Origin of the sequence: Curtobacterium herbarum, from assembly GCF_016907335.1 — a bacterium.
Classification (GTDB): Bacteria; Actinomycetota; Actinomycetes; order Actinomycetales; family Microbacteriaceae; genus Curtobacterium; species Curtobacterium herbarum.
This window is the reverse complement of record NZ_JAFBBT010000001.1, coordinates 2,207,720-2,224,691: the sequence shown is the minus strand read 5'-3', so window position 1 is coordinate 2,224,691 and position 16,972 is coordinate 2,207,720. Positions and strand designations below refer to the sequence as shown.

Sequence of the window (16,972 nt, the reverse complement as noted above, 5' to 3'; positions counted from 1 at the left end):
ATGCCCCCGGTTCGCGGCACTAGCGTGGAGCGCGGAGGGAACGATGGACACAGCGATGCAGGACCGGGCGCTCGGCGCCGTGTTGGCGAGTGCGTGCGGCGACGCCCTGGGCGCACCGTACGAGTTCGGCCCGGCACTGGCCGCCGACCATCCCGTCGAGATGCGCGGCGGCGGACCGTTCGGCTGGGAGCCGGGCGAGTGGACCGACGACACGAGCATGGCGATCCCGGTGCTCGAAGCCGTCGCGAACGGTGCCCGGTGGGACGAACCCCGAACCCACGGACGGCTGCTCGCGGCCTGGTCGGACTGGGCCCAGGACGCCCCGGACGTCGGAGCACAGACGCGGGCGGTCCTCGGACGGATGACCGCCAACACCGAAGCCGCCGCGAAGGCCGCCGCCAAGGCCGTGCACGAGCAGAACGGGCAGTCGGCGGGCAACGGGTCCTTGATGCGGACGACGCCGCTGGCGCTCGGGTTCCTCGGTGACGGAGCCCGGAAGCCCCTGGCGGTCGCCGCACGCCGGGTCAGCGACCTCACCCACCACGAGGACGACGCCGGGGACGCCTGCGTGCTCTGGACCATCGCGATCCGGCACGCCATCCGCCGCGGCAAGCTCGACGTCCGCCGCGGCGTGCCGATGCTGCCGCGGGAGCGCCGGACCCTGTGGCTCGACCGGATCGCCGCAGCCGAGTCCTCCACACCGGAGCAACACACCGCCGACAACGGGTGGGTCGTCGCGTCACTGCAGGCCGCCGTCGCCGCGATCACCCTCGGCGACGGCGTCGTCGACACCCTCGAACGAGCGGTCCGCGGCGGCGGGGACACCGACACCGTGGCCGCGATCACCGGTGGACTGGCCGGGGCGCTCGCCGGGGCGTCGGCCCTGCCCGAGCAGTGGACCGTCCTGGTGCACGGCTGGCCGGGCAAACGGCTCGACTGGGTGCGGACGCTCGCCGTCCGTGCGATCGAGCGCACACCGGGGCCGCTCGGCATCCCGGCGCGACGGAGCTGACGCCCGCAACGGAACGCCGGGCCACGACAGGAGGCCCGGCACCCATCGGGGGTGCCGGGCCTCCTGACACCGTGCTCGGCGTCGGCGTCGGCGTCGGAGCTCAGCGCTCGAGCTCAGTGCTCGTGCTCAGCGGTCGTGGTCGTGGTCCTCGGCGGCCCGCTGGACGGCCGTCGGCTCGGTGACCATGCCGGTCGGAGCCTTCTCGGCGGTCTTCCGGCCGTGCGTGAACCACGTGACGACCCAGAGCAGGATGCCGAGCGCGAGCAGGGCTCCGGCGATCTGGTACTGCTCCAGGGCGCGGCCGGACGAGAACGGCAGCACGAGCCACAGACACGCGATGACACCGATCACCGGGATCACGACGCCGGCCCTGAAGTGCCGGTGGTCGACCTTGTCGCGGCGCAGCACCAGCACCGAGGTGTTCACGACCGCGAACACCGCGAGCAGCAGCAGCGAGGTCGTCCCGCCCAGGATCACCACGATCGGCGACTCCGGGTCGAGCGACACCCAGCCGATCAGGGCCAGCGAGATGATGGTGGTGAAGACGATCGCGTTCGACGGGGTGCGGCGGGCGGGGGAGACCCGTCCGAGGAAGGCCGGCAGCACGCCCTGCTTGCTCATGCCGTAGAGCAGCCGGGATGCCATCATCATGTTGATCAGCGCGGTGTTGGCGACGGCGAACATCGAGATGAACGGCAGGATCGCCCCGATCGGGAAGTCCGGCGCGGCGGTCTGCACGACGGTCACCAGCGGCGTCTCGTTGCCGGCGAGCTCACCGATCGGCACGACGGCCACGGCACAGATCGACACCAGGACGTAGATGACGGCGGTGATGCCGAGGCCGGTGAGCATGACGCGGGGGAAGATCCGCGAGGGGTCCTTCGTCTCCTCGGCCATGTTCACCGAGTCCTCGAAGCCGACCATCGCGAAGAACGCCAGCGACGTCGCCGTCGAGATGCTCAGCAGCAGGCTCTTGTCTCCCGGCGTCTCGAACATCACCACACGCGAGAAGTCCGCGTTGCCGCCGGCGATCGCGGTGAAGCCCACCAGGATCACCAGCACCAGACCCGAGAGCTCGACGAGGGTCAGCACCACGTTCGTCTTCACGCTCTCGCTGACGCCACGGAAGTTCACGGCCATGACGGCGAGCATGAAGCCCATCGCGATGAGCATCACGACGGTGTTCGGCAGCTCCAACCCGAAGCCGACGCCGAGGTTCGCGGCGAACGCCCGGGACGCCGTCGACGCCGAGGTGATGCCGGAACACATCACGATGAACGTCACGATGAAGGTGACGAAGTGGACGCCGAACGCCTTGTGCACGTACAGCGCCGCACCCGCTGTCTGCGGGTACTTCGTCACGAGCTCCAGGTAGGAGAACGCCGTCAGCAGCGCCACCGAGAACGCGATGAGGAACGGCAGCCACGCGGCACCACCGACCTCGGCCGCGACCTGCCCGGTGAGGGCGTAGACGCCGGTGCCGAGGATGTCCCCGACGATGAACAACAGCAGGAGTTTCGGACCGATCACACGACGGAGCTCGGTCTGCTGCCCGGGGTCGCGTTCGGTCTTCGTCGTTGTCGCCATGCATCACCCTGTTCCTGCCGAGCCGTTCCTGTCCAGTCCCACAGCAAAATCCGTCGGAGCGGGCGGCCCCGGCGGGCGGTCGATACGCTTCCCTGCATGGACGAGGAGTCGACGACCACCGAAGAACCGATCGAGTTCGCTGACTTCAACGCGAAGCTGCTCGTCCTCGACGTGCTCTGCTACGACCTGGACGTCATCGAGCCCTACGACGGGGACGACGACGACGAGGACGCGGTGGTCGACGACGAGGACGTGGAAGGCCAGGACGACCGGGCTCGTGAGTACTACGACGACCTCGACCTGCTGCCCTCGCAGCTCGACCTGGTCACCGAGGTGACGGTCGACTCGGACCTCGAGATCCTGCAGGACCTGCACCCCGGGTGGGACGGCTCCGACGACCGCTACGACCCGCAGAACTGGGACGACCTGGTCGACCTGCCCGCGCTCAGGGTCGTCTACGCGGCGGCCCCGCTGCCGGCGCACGTGTCGGACGCCCTCGAGGCGAAGGGCGTCGAGGTCCGCTCGGCCTGACGGGCACGATCCCGCCCGCCGTCAGCGCAGCGCGGCCGTCATCCCAGTGCGGCCGGTCAGCGCAGCGCGGCGATCTGCTGCGTGAACTGGGCCGCGCCGCCCTGCGCCGGGTGCCGCACCGCGACGGCGTCGATCCCCGCGCTGGCGAGCGCTCCCTGAGCCTTCCGGCCGACGGCGACGAACCGCCGGGCGCCGACGGCCTCGGCCAACGCGAGGGCGACGGGCGCGCCGGCGCGGACCTCGGCGGGCCGCGGGGTGCGGTTCGTCAGCCGGTCCGGGGCCGCGAACGGGTGGTGCGGGAACACCGCCCAGAGCACCGGCAGCGGGCCGTGCCAGTCGCGGAGTGCCGCGTGCACGACGCGCGAGGACGCCTCCCACGGTGCCGTCGGTTCGGGCGGCACCGCGAAGGACACCCCGGCGAACAGCCCGTCGGGGTCCTGCAGCTCGCGCATGCTCGTGAACGGGATGCCGGTGTTCGTCATGCCGCGCCAGCCCGGTGCCTCGGCGACCAGGATCGTGTCCGCCTTGGGCCCGGTGTGCTGCAGGTAGCGGTCGAGGTTCCGCCGCCGCAGCGCTCCGGCCGCACGCGACGCCGGGTCGGGACCGCTCGGGTCGAACAGCGCCTCGGCGTCGGCCGACGCAGGGACCGCGTCGAGGGCGTCCCAGAACGCGGTGAGGTCGAGCGCGGATCCCGCCACCGGTCGCTCCGTCAGTGTCCGAGGACGCGGAGGTAGACCTGCTCGAGCCCGGCCGCCGACCGCTCCCAGCTGAGGCGTTCGGCGTGCTCCCGCCCGGCCGAGGCCAGGGCAGCGGCGTAGTCCGGCTCGGTCAGGATGCGCTGGATCTCCGTCGCCCAGACCGCGGGGTCGCGGGACTCCAGGACCACCCCGGTCTCACCGTCGACGACGGCTTCGCGGAGGCCCCCGGCAGCGGCGGCCACGACGGGCACCCCGGACGCGGAGCCCTCGAGCGCCACGAGCCCGTACGTCTCGGAGTGCGACGGCACCAGCACGGCCGCCGCGCCGCGGAACAGGAACGCCAGGTCGGCGCGCGACTGCGGTCCGATGAACGTGACGCGGTCGGCGATGCCCCGAGACGCGGCGAGCCGACGCAGTTCGGTCACGTGGTCGCCCGCTTCGCTCGAGGCGTCCCCGGCGATGACGAGGGTGGGGCGGGCCTCCTGGTCGATGCCGGCGATGGCTTCGATCGCCAGGTCGAGGCCCTTGAGCGGCTGCACGCGGGCCGCGGCGACGACGTACGGGGCGCTGGCGCGGCGGGCACCGACGCTGGCCGGGCGGAACACGGAACCGTCGACCCCCGGCGGCACGATCCAGACGCGCGACGGGTCGCCGCCGAGTCGGGCGCGGACGGTGTGCGCCTCGGCCTCGCTGACGACGACCACGGCGTCGGACTCGCGCGCGAGACGCTCCTCGCCGGCCATCCGACCGGCGGACTCAGGACGTTCACCCTCGGACAGCGGTGTCGCGCTGTCCGCTGCGATCGAGTGGAACGACTGGACGTGCGGGATGCCACGGTCGCGGGCGACGGGCAGGGCCGCGGCGCCGGAGAACCAGTGGTGGGAGTGCAGGACGTCGTACGGTCCGAGTTCGGCGAGGCCGCGGCGGAACGGTTCGATGAAGGCGTCGTGTTCGCCCTTCGGCACCGGTTCGGCGGGTCCGGCGGACAGGAACCGCAGGCACACGCCCGGCACGAGGGCGACGGAGTCCGGCTGCGTCGGTGCCGAGCGGCGCGTGATGATGTCGACCTGGTGGCCGCGGTCGGCCAAGGCCTCTGCCTGGTGGCGGACGACGACGTTCATGCCGCCGACCTCGCCGGATCCGGGCTCGTCGCCGGGGGAGGTGTGCAACGAGACCAGCCCGATGCGCAACGGTTCGGTCGTGGTGCTCACCGGCCCAGCCTAGCGAGCGGGACGCTGCGACCGGCGCGCGGGGGCGACGAGGGCCGGCAGCCGGCCCTGCGCGTCGAGCGGGTCGGACGGGAGGCCCGGATCACCACCCAGCACCTGCACGCGTTCGTCGCCGTGCCGCTCCCAGAACGCCGCCGTCCACGCGCAGAGGACGCCGTCGAGCAGGTCCTCGCGGTGCTTGTGCGTCGGCCCGTGCAGCACCGACGGGTCGCGGAGGGCCCGGGTGAGCGGGTGCGCGTCGAGGTCGAGGGGCGGGTCGAACGCCGTCGTGCGGATGCGTCGGACGAGCTCGTCGAACGCCTCCGCCCGACGCTGGCGCGCGACCGCCGGGGGCACGGACGTGTCGAGGCGCTTGTACCGGGGACGCTCGACGTCGTAACCGAACTCGGCCACCCCGACCAGGGTCGTGTACGGGTAGCACTCGAACACCGCCGGTCCGGTCCGGGCGTGCATCGCCCGGGTGTCGCTGACGTACGTGACGCCGAGGGCCGTCAGTCGGTCGAGCAGCCGGGCGCCGGCGCTCGCGGCCGAGGCCAGGTTCGTCGGGTTCGCGGCGACCTTCCACCGGCCGTAGCGCTGCCCGACCTGCCGCTCGGACTCGCGGATTCCGGTCGGGTTCGTGACGACGAGCGACGCGTCCACCGCGACGAGGGTGCGCGGCCCGAGCCGTTCGGCGATCCAGGCGGTGACGTCGTCGACACCGCGGGCCCACCCGGCGTCGGTCACCCGGCCGGCGTCGTCGAGGGCGGCGAGTCCGGTCTCGTTCGGCGCGCGCTGTTCGGTGCCGAGCCCCCAGGCCAGGTCCACCCCGAGGTACGCGGTCACCGGTCCATCCTGCCGGGTCCGGCCGCGTCGCGCTGCGGTGTCCGTCGCGCTGCTCCGCGCGGTGTGCGTCGCGCTCCACGCCGGGCCCCGGCCGTCGGAGTACGTTCCGCTGCATGGCGACACCGGCGACGACGCTCACCGTGCCCGGCCCCGACGGCGACCGGGAGGTCCGGATCTCCAGTCCGTCCCGTGTGCTGTGGCCGGACCTCGGCATCACCAAGCTCGACCTGGCCCGGTACCTGGTCGACGTGGGCGGCGCCTTCGTCCGCGCCAACGGCGACCGGCCGATCTCGCTGCAGCGGTTCCCGGACGGCGTCGACGGCGAGCAGTTCTTCTCGAAGAACCCGCCGAAGGGTGCCCCCGAGTACGTCCGCGCGGTCACGGTCACCTACCCCAGTGCCCGGAGTCACCCGCAGCTCGTGGTCGACGAGCCGGCCGTCGCGGTGTGGGCTGCGCAGATGAACACCGTCGTGTTCCACCCGTGGGCCTCCCGGGCGGATGACAGCGACCACCCGGACCAGCTCCGCATCGACCTCGACCCGCAGCCGGGCACCGACTTCCACGACGCCGTCCCTGCCGCCCACGAGCTGCGGAAGGTCCTGGCCGAGGTGGGTCTCGAGGCGTGGGTGAAGACCAGCGGCAACCGCGGTCTGCACGTCTTCGCGCCGATCGAGCCCGCGTACGAGTTCCTCGACGTCCGCCACGCGGTGATCGCCGCCGCGAGGGAACTCGAACGACGGATGCCGGAGCAGGTGACGACGGCCTGGTGGAAGGAGGAACGGGGCTCCCGGGTCTTCGTCGACTTCAACCAGGCGAACCGCGACCGCACGATGGCCGGTGCCTACAGTCCGCGTGCCCTGCCGAACGCCGCCGTCTCGACGCCGTTGGCGTGGGACGAGCTCGACGGCGCCGACCCCACCGCCTTCACGATCCTGACCGTGCCGCAGCGCCTGGCCTCGACCGGCGACGCCTGGGAGACGATGTCCGCCGAGCCGGGCAACATCGACCCGTTGCTCGACTGGTGGCGACGCGACCTGGAGGACGGACTCGGCGAACTGCCGTTCCCGCCGGACTTCCCCAAGATGCCCGGGGAGCCGCCGCGCGTGCAGCCGTCCCGGGCCAAGAAGGCCTGAGCGAGCAGAGCCCAGACCCTCAGACGAGCGCGGAGGTGTCCTCGCGACGCAGGTCGTCGTCATCGACGCGCGAGGTCTGCAGCGGCAGACCGACCGTCGCCGTGTGCAATCGGGTGAGGCGGGACCAGGTGCGGCGGTTGTCCTGCGTGATGCCGTCGAGGACGATCATGCGCCCAGTCCGAACGTGATGACGGCGAGCGCAGCGGCGGTGACGCCGGCGATCCCGCTGATGATCGCGCTGGTCTGCAGGGCACGCTGGTGACGTGCTTCGCGGACCTCGCTGAGAGGGTTGCGCTGTGCTCGGCGAACGAGGACGTCGTTGCTCATTTCCACTCCGATCCGTGACCGCGGGGGAGGTGGAGAACCACCGTTTCCCTGATGCCTCGAATGTTTCCACAAGATCACTAGTTCGGCTAACTACTGATGGCGGACGAGCGTCAAACGGACAAGCCGTCACCCGTTCGGGGGCGTCAGCTCAGCACGTCGCTGAGGTCGTACGCCGCGGGCACCTCGAGCTGGTCGAACCCGCACGAGCGAGCCTCCCGATCCGGACGCCAGCGGGAGAACTGCACCGTGTGCCGGAACCGGGTGCCCTCCATCTGGTCGTACCGCACCTCGAGCACCCGCTCCGGCGCAAGCCGGACGAACGACGTGTCGCGACCCGACGAGAACCGCGACCGTTCGCCGTCACCGGTGACGGGCCTCCCGTCCGCGTCCCGCTCCACGAGCGGCTCCAGCTCGTCCACCAGCTCCCGGCGCCGCTCGTCCGTGAACGCGGAGACGCCACCGACCATCCGCAGCTCGCCGTCGGCGTCGTACAGCCCGAGCAGGAGTGAGCCGACACCGGTGCCGCTCTTGTGCACCCGGTAGCCCACCGCGACGACGTCGGCCTCGCGGTGGTGCTTGATCTTGAGCATCGTGCGCTTGTTCGGTTCGTACGGGCGCTGCCGCGGCTTCGCGACGACGCCGTCCAGGCCAGCGCCCTCGAACGTGGTCAGCCACCGGCGCGCGGTCTCCACGTCGAGCGTGGTCCGGGTCACGAACAGGGGAGCGGCCAGGTCGGCACCGAGGGTCTCGAGTGCTGCCCGCCGGTCGTCGAACGGGCGGGAGGTCAGGTCCTCCCCGTCCAGGAACAGCAGGTCGAACGCCACGAACTGCGCCGGCGTCTCGACCGAGAGCGTCTGGACGCGTGAGGCCGCCGGGTGGATCCGCTGCGACAGCGCCTCCCAGTCGAGCTCCTCGTGTCCTGGTTCCCCGGAGCGGACGATCACCTCGCCGTCCAGCACGACCCGTCCGGGACGCCCGCCGAACCGGGTACGGAACGCCTCGACCAACTCCGGGAAGTACCGGGTGAGCGGCTTCGCCCCGCGGCTGCCGATCTCGACGTCGTCCCCGTCGATCGTCACGATGCCGCGGAAGCCGTCCCACTTCGGCTCGTACCGCAGGCCCCCGGCGACGCTGTCGGGTTCCGGCACGGTGGCGACGGCCTTGGCGAGCATGGGCGCGATGGTCTCCATGCCGACTGTCTACGCGCTGCCCGGCCCGACGGCCTGGAGGCACGGTGTCGGCCCGCCCCGCCGGCCCGCCCCGCCCCGCCCCGCAGGCTCGGCCCGCCGCTCAGTACGCTGGTCGCGTGTCGAACCCGTCGCCCGTCAGCCCGGTCCAGGCCGCGGCGCTCGCCGCCGGTGCGCTGCCGCCCGTCGAGGAGGTCCGCCCCGGCATCTGGACACTCGCGGTCCCGTTCCGCGGCGGTGTGCCCGACGCCACCCTGGTCTACGTCGTCGACGGGGACGACGGCGCGCTCGCGGTCATCGACCCGGGGTGGAGCGACGGCGGCGAACTCGACGTCCTGACCGAGGGCCTGCGGCAGATCGGCCGGACGGTGGAGGACGTCACCCTCATCGCGGTCACGCACCTGCACGCCGACCACCTCGGCGCGGCCGCCGCACTCCGTCGTCGCTCGGGAGCGCCGATCGCGATGCACCCGGCCGAGGTCCACGCGCTGGAGCACGCCCGCGCCGACGCGGAGCAGAACGAGCGGGACGCCCGGACCTGGGGCGTCCCCGACGACCGGCTGGACGGGGTCCTGGCGGCGTGGGGCTCCGGCCGGCAGCTCGGGCAGGGGACGGTCGAGGCACCGTTCGCCGATCTGCTGCTCGGGGACGGCGACCGGTTGCCGATCCCCGGGCGGGACCTCCGCGTGCTGTGGACCCCGGGCCACACCGGCGGCCACGTCTGCTTCGTCGACGAGCCGGACGGGCTGCTGTTCACGGGGGACCACGTCCTGCCGCGGATCAACTCCGGCATCGGTCTGGGCGGTCGCACCGAATCGAACCCGCTGCGGGACTCGCTCGACGCGCTGACGGCACTCGAGCCGTTCGCCGACTTCGAGGTCTGCCCCGGCCACGAGTACCGCTTCCGCGACGTGGTCACCCGCGCCCGGACGCTCGCCGCGCACCGTGACGAGCGCACCCGCCACGTCGCCGCCGCGCTCGACGCCCTGGACCACCCGACGGTGTTCGAGGTGGCGTCCCGCGTGCCGTTCAGCGGCGGGATCGAGTCGATGTCGGGGTACCTGCTCGCCAGCGCGCTGAGCCAGACCGTGTTCCACGCCGACCTGCTCGGACGCGCCGGCGAACTCCGCCGAGCCTGACCCGCGTCAGCCGAGCGTCGTCGCCAGGCGTTCCACCACCACCGTCGCGTCCGCGAACTCGGCAGCGGCGTGGTCGGCCAGCGGCGCGAGCCCGGGCAGCCGGTCGGCCAGGGTCGCGCTGACCACGACCGGGTGCACCGTCATGCCGAGCGCGGTGCGGAGGATGATGTCGAGCACCGGCGACGCGTGGTCCCAGTGCTCCGTCGGCGTCCCCGCGTCGTAGGTGCCGCCGCGGCTGACGACGGTCACGACCGGACGTCCGGCCAGGGGCTGCGGCGTGCCGTCGGGCCCGGGGACGAGCACGCCCGGGATGTGCACGCGGTCGAGCCAGGCCTTGAGGCTCGAGGGCACCGTGTAGTTGTAGAGCGGCGATCCGATGACGACGACGTCGGCGGCCAGCAACTCGTCGATGACGTCCTGGCGCAGCTGCTCGGCGGCGTCGGGCACGGACTCCTCCGCCCTGCGGTCGGCCGCGGCCCAGTGCAGCGCCGACGTCTCGAGGTGCGGCAGCGGGGCCACGTGCAGGTCACGGCGGACCACGGTGTACTCCGGACCGCGGGCGCGCCAGGCGTCGGCGAACGCGGCGGTCAGCGCGCGTGAGCGGGAGTGGGACAGGTCGGCGGACGAATCGATGTGCAGCAGGCTCGGCATGGCCCCAACGCTAGCTGCGGCGACCGGTCCGGCACGCGGGCACCACCGACCTGTGGATGACGGAACGGCCCCGTCGATCCGTGGAGGGATCGACGGGGCCGCGGGAGGAGCCTCCCGTCCGGATCAGCGCTGTGCGCGCCGACGGACGGTGCGGAGGCCGACCAGTGCTGCACCGGCGGCGAGCATGCCGAGCGCCCAGGGCAGGGAGTCGGTCGCGTCCGAACCGGTGTAGGCGAGACGGCCATGCGCTGTGGTCCGGACTGGGGCGGTGCCGATCGGGGCAGCGCCGATCGGAGCGGCTGCGACCGGGGCCGTGACCACCGGGGGCGTCGCGACCGGGGCGGTGGCCGTCGGCAGGACGCGGACCGGGAACGACGTCGAGAACGTGTCACCCGTTGCGGTCAGGGTGTGCGTCGACGCATCGGTGAAGGTGACGTCCGTGAAGTTCCCGACGCCCCCGAACAGCGGATCGGCGGAGATGACGTCTGAGGCGACGTTCGAGGTGAACGTCACCGGAGCCGGCATCGCGTCCTCGTCGGTCACCTCGTTGCCGAACGCATCGACGAGGCCGCCGCTGGTGAGCAGCATCCCGCCCTGCTGGACCGTCGGCGTTCCGCCGGGAGTCTCGATGTCGGAGAAGTCGCCACCGTCCTCGTCGACGGAGTAGGTCGTGTCGACGGTCGTGACCGCACCGCGGCGGTCGATGATCCAGCTGCGGATCTCGCCGTCGCGCGGAGCGGCGTCACGCTCGGATGCCGCGGCGGCACGCGACGAATCGGCGCTGAACTCCGCGCCGACCTCGAAGCCGAGCCCCGCACCTGCCTGGAGGAAGTCGGTGAACTGCTGACGGTCAGCTGCGAAGACCTCCACGCCCACGGGTGCACCGGCGACGACGGACAGTTCGACGTACTGCGTGGTGGATCCCGCATCGTTCGTCGCGGTGACCGCGAAGTCGATGTACGAGTTCGCCTCGTCCGTGTCGACGGAGAGGACACCGGTCTCGGCGTCGAAGGTGACGCCGTCGGGCAGCTGCTCGGCGGGGGTGTCCTCGGGGTCGTCGGGGTCACCTTCGTCATCGCCGTAGTACCAGGCGAGTGCGAGCTTCGGTGCCGGGCTCCCGGTGGTGCGGAAGGTGTAGGAGTACGCCTGGCCAGCAGTGGCCTCGAGGGGCAGGCTGTCCTCGTCCGCGACGGTGCCGCCGACGACGGGCTTGCCGGCCGCGTCGACGAAAACCGGCAGCTGCGTCACGGCCGCGGTCGTCGCGGTCGCGGTCTCGTCCGTGTGCCCGGCGAGCGTGTTGCGCACGGTGACGGACACGACCTTCCCCGCATCCGCGGCGACGATCGAGTAGGCGGGGCCCTGCGCCGTGGTGACGCCGTCCACGGTCCAGCGGTAGTTCAGGTTGTTGTCCTCGGTGAACCCGGCGGGGTCGGCCTCGAGTCGTTGTCCGACCTGGGCCTTCCCGACGATGGTCACGGTCGGTGCTGCGCTGGCGGCCGGCGCGGCGGCCGGGGTCGCTGCCGCAGGTGCGACGGTCGTCGGCGTGGTGCCGGTCGACGTACCACCCGCGGTCGGGGTACCACCCGCGGTCGGTGCCGACGTGGCCGTCGGTGCCGACGGCGCGGTGGTCGCGGTACCGGTGGGCGTGCCGGCTGCGGTTCCGGCGTCGGTGCCGGCTGCGGTGCCGGCTGCGGTTCCGGCGTCGGCCGGGAGGCTCGTGTCGGTCGGCGGGGTCGCGTCGCCACCTGAGACGACGGGCGCGGTCGTCGCGGTGGCGACCGGCGCCTCAGCTGCGTACGCGGTGGTGGCGGTCATGACGCCGAAGCCGGTCGTCAGGCCGATCAGAGCAGTGGCGGTGCCGACGGCGCAAGCGCGTCGGACGAAGGCTGTGCTGCGGTGCACGGGTTCCCCCAGGGTCCATCTCCGGTCAGGCACCGGAGTGTGTGAATCAGCCGAGAATCCCCGACCTGTTCCGGATCGTATTGGTACAACGCGGACGGATCCGGCCCGGACGCCCGAATGTGACCCGAGTTGGGGGGAGTGTGCGGTTTCCCGCACGATGGTCGGCCACGTCGTGTCGGTGCCCGCTCAGGACCGGGGAGCGCCGGCCGCCCGCTCGAGTGCCGTCCGGAACGCCGACACCGCCGGGGACTCGGCGCTCGCCAGACGCTGCGCCGTGAAGAGTGTCCGCCGCCCCGGTTCCGGCAGCTCGAGCAGTCGGCAGCTCGTCGACCGGCCGGCCCAGACCAGGTCCGGCATCAGTGCGACGGCGTTGCCCGACTCGATGAGCCGGATCTGCGCCTGCAGGTCCGCCGTCTCGTACCGGACGTCGGGCTCGAAGCCGGCGCGACGACAGGTCTGCTCGGCGAAGTGCCGGGAGGCCGCACCACGCGGTTCCATCACCCACGGCAGGGTCGCGGCCTCCGCGAGCGAGGTCACCGGCCAGAGTGCCGTCGCCACCGGCGGCAGCGCCAACCGCACCGGGTCCGTCGTCAGGTCGCGCCGGTCGAGGCCCGGGAACCGCGGGGCCGCGTGCGCCGGGTACTGCTCGGCGATCACCATGTCGAAGTCGCGGGCCCAGGTCTCGTTGAGCGCCGTCTCGGGTTCGCGCTGCACCATCTCCACCCGGACGTCCGGGTGGTCGAGCGCCATCGTGCGGAGTGCGGACGGCATCAGGGCGAGCGCGGCGGACTGGAACACCGCGACCCGGATGCGGCCCTGCACGGTCGTCAGCGTCGACTCGACGGACGCCTGCGCACGCTCGAGCGTGTCGAGCACCTCGCTCGCCGCCGCCACCAGGACCTCGGCCTGCGGGGTGAGCTGCAGCCGGCGCCCGGCCCGGCGGAGGAGCTGCACGCCGGCCTCCCGCTCGAGCACCGCGAGCTGCTGCGACACCGCCGACGGGGTGAAGTTCATGGCCTCGGCGACGGCGGCGACCGTGCCCCGGATCGACAGCTCGCGGAGGAGCACCAGGCGGCGGACGTCGAGCATGCCGAAAGCGTAGCTGAGCTGAACGGAATGCATCAGGAACGGTTGCTTCCGCTACCGAAACAGCGCCCGTCACACTGTCCCCATGACCGACGTCCAGCCGCGCTCCGACGCTGCCGCCCCGACCGTCCACGACGACCTCGCCGACGCGTCGGTCGCGCTCGTCCGCCAGTGGCTCGCCGAGGCCGAGACGTACCCCGTCGACGGCTCCGCGAAGCAGCTCGCCGGCGTCCTCGCCGACCCGAAGGGCCTCGCGTTCGCCGTCGGGTTCGTGGACGGCGTCGTCCGACCGGAGGACCTCGGCGTCGCCGCCCGCAAGCTCCGCGCCATCGCACCGGACGCCCCCGGGTTCCTGCCCAGCGCACTCCGCGGTCTGGTGCGTCTCGGTGGCGGACTGGCACCGAGCCTCCCGACCGTCGTCGTGCCGATCGCCCGACGGGTGCTGCGGAACATGGTCGGCCACCTCATCGTCGACGCGACCGACGCGAAGCTCGGTCCGGCGATCGCGCGGATCAAGCAGGACGGCGTCCGCCTCAACGTGAACCTGCTCGGCGAAGCCGTGCTCGGCGAACGCGAAGCCGCACGGCGTCTCGCCGGCACGCACGCGCTCCTCAGCCGCGACGACGTCGACTACGTGTCGATCAAGGTGTCCTCGACGGTCCACCCGCACTCGCCGTGGGCCTTCGACCACGCCGTCGACGACATCGTCGAGCAGCTCCGCCCGCTGTTCGCGCGTGCCGCCGCCGCGTCGCCGCGGAAGTTCATCAACCTCGACATGGAGGAGTACAAGGACCTCGACCTCACCATCGCGGTCTTCACGAAGCTCCTCGACGAGCCGCAGTTCACCGACCTCGAAGCGGGCATCGTCCTGCAGGCCTACCTGCCCGACGCCCTCGCCGCGATGGAGCACCTGCAGGAGTGGTCGGCTGCGCGCCGTGCCCGCGGTGGCGCCGACATCAAGGTCCGGCTCGTCAAGGGTGCGAACCTGCCGATGGAGCAGGTCGAGGCGTCCGTGCACGGCTGGCCGCTCGCCACCTGGCACACCAAGCAGGACTCCGACACGAACTACAAGCGCGTGCTCGACTGGGCGCTGACGCCCGAGCGGATCGCGAACGTCCGCGTCGGCGTCGCCGGCCACAACCTGTTCGACGTCGCACACGCCTGGCTGCTCGCCGGGCAGCGCGGGGTCCGCGACGGCATCGAGTTCGAGATGCTGCTCGGCATGGCGCAGGGGCAGGCCGCCGCGGTGAAGAAGACCGTCGGCTCGCTGCTGCTCTACACGCCGGTCGTGCACCCGGGGGAGTTCGACGTCGCGATCGCCTACCTGATCCGCCGTCTCGAAGAGGGCGCGTCGCAGGACAACTTCATGTCCGCGGTGTTCTCGCTCGCCTCGTCGCCGACGCTCTTCGCCCGCGAGGAAGCCCGCTTCCGCGACTCGCTGGCACCGCTCGCCCTGCCCGGTGGACTCGACGCCCCCGCCGCGCACCGCGTCGCCGACCGGTACGCCGCCGTCGAGCGCCCGGCACCCGGCCGCTTCGAGAACACGCCCGACAGCGACCCGTCCGTCGCAGCCGTCCGCGAGTGGGGCGCCGGCATCACCGCCCGCATCGCGTCGTCGACGCTCGGCGTCTCCGCCGTCCGGGAGGCCCGGATCACCTCCGCCACGACCCTCGAGTCCGCCCTGCGGCGCGTCCGTGCCGCCGGCACCACCTGGGGATCCTGGTCCGGGGCGGCCCGCGGTGCCGTCCTGCACGCCGTCGGTGACGCCCTGGAGGCGAACCGCGCAGCCCTCGTCGAGGTGATGGCGTCGGAGACCGGCAAGACCATCGACCAGGCCGACCCCGAAGTGTCCGAGGCGATCGACTTCGCGCACTTCTACGGCGAGCTCGCGGCCTCGCTCGACACCGTCGACGGCGCGGTCTTCACCCCGGCGGCACTGACGCTCGTCACCCCGCCGTGGAACTTCCCGGTCGCGATCCCGGCCGGCTCGACCCTGGCCGCCCTCGCTGCCGGGTCCGCGGTCGTCCTCAAGCCCGCGCCGCCGGCCGCCCGCAGCGGCGCCGTCCTGGCCTCGGTGATCGAGACGGCCCTCGACGCACACGGTGCACCCGCCGACGTGCTGGCGTTCCTCGACGTCGAGGAGTCCTCGCTCGGTGCGGAGCTCATCGCGTCGCCGCTCGTCGACCGGGTGATCCTGACCGGGGCGTACGAGACCGCCGAGCTGTTCCGCTCGTTCCGGCAGGACCTGCCGCTGCTCGCCGAGACCTCGGGCAAGAACGCCGTCATCGTCACGCCGTCCGCGGACCTCGACCTCGCCGTGAAGGACGTCGTCGCCTCGGCATTCGGGCACGCCGGGCAGAAGTGCTCGGCCGCGTCGCTCGTCGTGATGGTCGGGTCGGTCGCCGGGTCCAAGCGCTTCCGCAACCAGCTGCTCGACGCGGTGTCCTCGCTGACCGTCGGCTACCCGAGCGACCCGACGAGCCAGATGGGGCCGATCATCGAACCGGCCGCCGGCAAGCTCCTCGACGGCCTGACCACGCTCGGCGCGGGGGAGTCGTGGGCGGTCGAGCCGAAGCAGCTCGACGACAGCGGCGTGCTCTGGAGCCCGGGTGTCCGTCAGGGCGTCCGCCGCGGCTCGGACTTCCACCGCACCGAGTACTTCGGCCCGATCCTCGGCGTGATGACCGCCGAGACGCTCGACCAGGCGATCGACATCGTCAACGACGTCGACTACGGCCTGACCTCGGGCCTGCACTCCCTGGACCCGGGTGAGATCGGCACCTGGCTCGGCCGGATCCAGGCGGGCAACCTCTACGTCAACCGCAGCATCACCGGCGCGATCGTCCGCCGCCAGCCGTTCGGCGGGTGGAAGAAGTCCGCCGTGGGCGCGGGCACCAAGGCCGGCGGCGTGAACTACCTGGTCGGCCTCGGCTCCTGGGCGCCCACGGCTGCGACCGCCGGATCGACGCCGTCGTCGGCCGTGTCGGCGTTCGTCCGAGCCACCGGGGTCGACTCCGAGTCCCTCGGCCGCGCGGTGGCGTCGGACGAGCTCGCCTGGACGTCGGAGTTCGGTGTCGCCGCGGACGTGTCGGCGCTGACCGCCGAGCGGAACGTCTTCCGGTACCTGCCGTACCCGGGGGTGCACGTGCGGCTGGCCTCGGCTGCTGCTTCGGCTGCGGAGGGCGGGTCGGACGTGGACGGCCTCGTGCGGGTCGTCGCAGCAGCGCTGCGAGCCGGTACCCCGGTGGACGTCTCCGTCGCCGGTGACCTGCCGCTGTCGGTCGCCACGGCCCTCCGCGGACTGTCGATCGTCGGCACGCTCCGGCAGGGGGAGTCCGACGACGCCTTCGCCGCCCGCATCGCCGCCGGGCCCTCCACCCGGGTGCGACTCATCGGCGGGGACGCTGCTGCCCTGGCGGTCGGGACGAACGGACGCCCGGACATCGCGGTGTACGCCGAGCCGGTCACCGAGGCCGGCCGGATCGAGATGCTGCCGTTCCTCCGCGAGCAGGCGGTGTCCATCACGGCGCACCGCTTCGGCACGCCGAACCACCTGTCCGACGAGCTGATCTGACGTCCGGACAGCTGTCCGGTCGCCGCACGTTGTGGGCGCACCGTCAGCTGACCGGCGTTGCCTCGGACCGGCCACCACGACGGTGGCGAGT

Annotated in this window: 15 protein-coding genes; 5 read left to right on the top strand and 10 right to left on the bottom strand. The window is 72.6% G+C overall.

All coding sequences use genetic code 11. The features are described 5' to 3' along the window. Positions 1–43: 43 nt before the first annotated feature. Positions 44–1,012: an ADP-ribosylglycohydrolase family protein gene (locus JOD51_RS10600; protein ID WP_204608224.1), complete on the top strand. Its 969-nt coding sequence runs from the start codon at positions 44–46 to the stop codon at positions 1,010–1,012. 126 nt (positions 1,013–1,138) lie between these two features. Here JOD51_RS10600 and JOD51_RS10595 read toward each other — a convergent pair whose 3' ends face one another. Beyond that, positions 1,139–2,599: an APC family permease gene (locus tag JOD51_RS10595; protein ID WP_204608223.1), complete on the bottom strand. Its 1,461-nt coding sequence runs from the start codon at positions 2,597–2,599 to the stop codon at positions 1,139–1,141. Positions 2,600–2,695: 96 nt separating this feature from the next. Here JOD51_RS10595 and JOD51_RS10590 point away from each other — a divergent pair, with 96 nt between their 5' ends. Beyond that, positions 2,696–3,130, top strand: coding sequence for a DUF6892 domain-containing protein (locus JOD51_RS10590; RefSeq protein WP_204608222.1), 435 nt, complete (start codon positions 2,696–2,698; stop codon positions 3,128–3,130). 56 nt (positions 3,131–3,186) lie between these two features. On the opposite strand, the gene JOD51_RS10585 is transcribed toward JOD51_RS10590, so the two are convergent. The 3 genes from JOD51_RS10585 to JOD51_RS10575 are packed head-to-tail and all read right to left on the bottom strand — an operon-like array spanning position 3,187 to position 5,882. After that, positions 3,187–3,828 carry a uracil-DNA glycosylase gene (locus JOD51_RS10585; protein WP_204608221.1) on the bottom strand — a complete coding sequence of 214 codons (642 nt, stop codon included), beginning with the start codon at positions 3,826–3,828 and terminating at the stop codon, positions 3,187–3,189. Positions 3,829–3,839: 11 nt separating this feature from the next. Further along, on the bottom strand, positions 3,840–5,039 hold the full coding sequence (locus JOD51_RS10580) for a glycosyltransferase (protein WP_204608220.1): 1,200 nt from the start codon (positions 5,037–5,039) through the stop codon (positions 3,840–3,842). Positions 5,040–5,048: 9 nt separating this feature from the next. Beyond that, positions 5,049–5,882, bottom strand: coding sequence for a DUF429 domain-containing protein (locus JOD51_RS10575; protein ID WP_204608219.1), 834 nt, complete (start codon positions 5,880–5,882; stop codon positions 5,049–5,051). 113 nt (positions 5,883–5,995) lie between these two features. On the opposite strand from JOD51_RS10575, the gene ligD reads away from it, so the two are divergent. Then, the gene (gene ligD, locus JOD51_RS10570; RefSeq protein ID WP_204608218.1) at positions 5,996–7,015 is read left to right on the top strand and encodes a non-homologous end-joining DNA ligase; all 1,020 of its coding nucleotides are present in this window, start codon (positions 5,996–5,998) and stop codon (positions 7,013–7,015) included. A gap of 19 nt (positions 7,016–7,034) precedes the next feature. Here the strand turns inward: ligD and JOD51_RS10565 are convergent, their stop codons facing one another. From JOD51_RS10565 to JOD51_RS10555, 3 genes are all read right to left on the bottom strand, one after another. Then, a complete protein-coding gene (locus JOD51_RS10565) occupies positions 7,035–7,184 on the bottom strand; it encodes a hypothetical protein (protein WP_204608217.1) in 150 nt (49 codons plus the stop codon). Beyond that, entirely contained in the window at positions 7,181–7,342 is a 162-nt protein-coding gene (locus JOD51_RS10560; protein WP_204608216.1) for a hypothetical protein, read from the bottom strand. The genes JOD51_RS10565 and JOD51_RS10560 overlap by 4 nt, the downstream gene beginning before the upstream one ends. Positions 7,343–7,485: 143 nt before the next feature. Further along, entirely contained in the window at positions 7,486–8,532 is a 1,047-nt protein-coding gene (locus tag JOD51_RS10555; protein WP_204608215.1) for an ATP-dependent DNA ligase, read from the bottom strand. Between the two features lie 116 nt (positions 8,533–8,648). On the opposite strand from JOD51_RS10555, the gene JOD51_RS10550 reads away from it, so the two are divergent. Continuing rightward, a complete protein-coding gene (locus JOD51_RS10550) occupies positions 8,649–9,668 on the top strand; it encodes an MBL fold metallo-hydrolase (RefSeq protein WP_204608214.1) in 1,020 nt (339 codons plus the stop codon). Between the two features lie 6 nt (positions 9,669–9,674). Here the strand turns inward: JOD51_RS10550 and JOD51_RS10545 are convergent, their stop codons facing one another. From JOD51_RS10545 to JOD51_RS10535, 3 genes are all read right to left on the bottom strand, one after another. Then, positions 9,675–10,319, bottom strand: a complete 645-nt coding sequence (locus JOD51_RS10545) for an FMN-dependent NADH-azoreductase (protein WP_204608213.1) — start codon at positions 10,317–10,319, stop codon at positions 9,675–9,677. A 123-nt stretch (positions 10,320–10,442) separates the two neighbouring features. Then, entirely contained in the window at positions 10,443–12,221 is a 1,779-nt protein-coding gene (locus JOD51_RS10540; RefSeq protein WP_204608212.1) for a hypothetical protein, read from the bottom strand. A gap of 186 nt (positions 12,222–12,407) precedes the next feature. Continuing rightward, positions 12,408–13,310, bottom strand: coding sequence for a LysR substrate-binding domain-containing protein (locus tag JOD51_RS10535; protein WP_204608211.1), 903 nt, complete (start codon positions 13,308–13,310; stop codon positions 12,408–12,410). Between the two features lie 82 nt (positions 13,311–13,392). On the opposite strand from JOD51_RS10535, the gene JOD51_RS10530 reads away from it, so the two are divergent. After that, positions 13,393–16,881 (top strand): proline dehydrogenase family protein, encoded by a 3,489-nt coding sequence (locus JOD51_RS10530; protein ID WP_204608210.1) that lies wholly within the window; start codon positions 13,393–13,395, stop codon positions 16,879–16,881. The last annotated feature ends 91 nt before the right edge of the window (positions 16,882–16,972 follow it).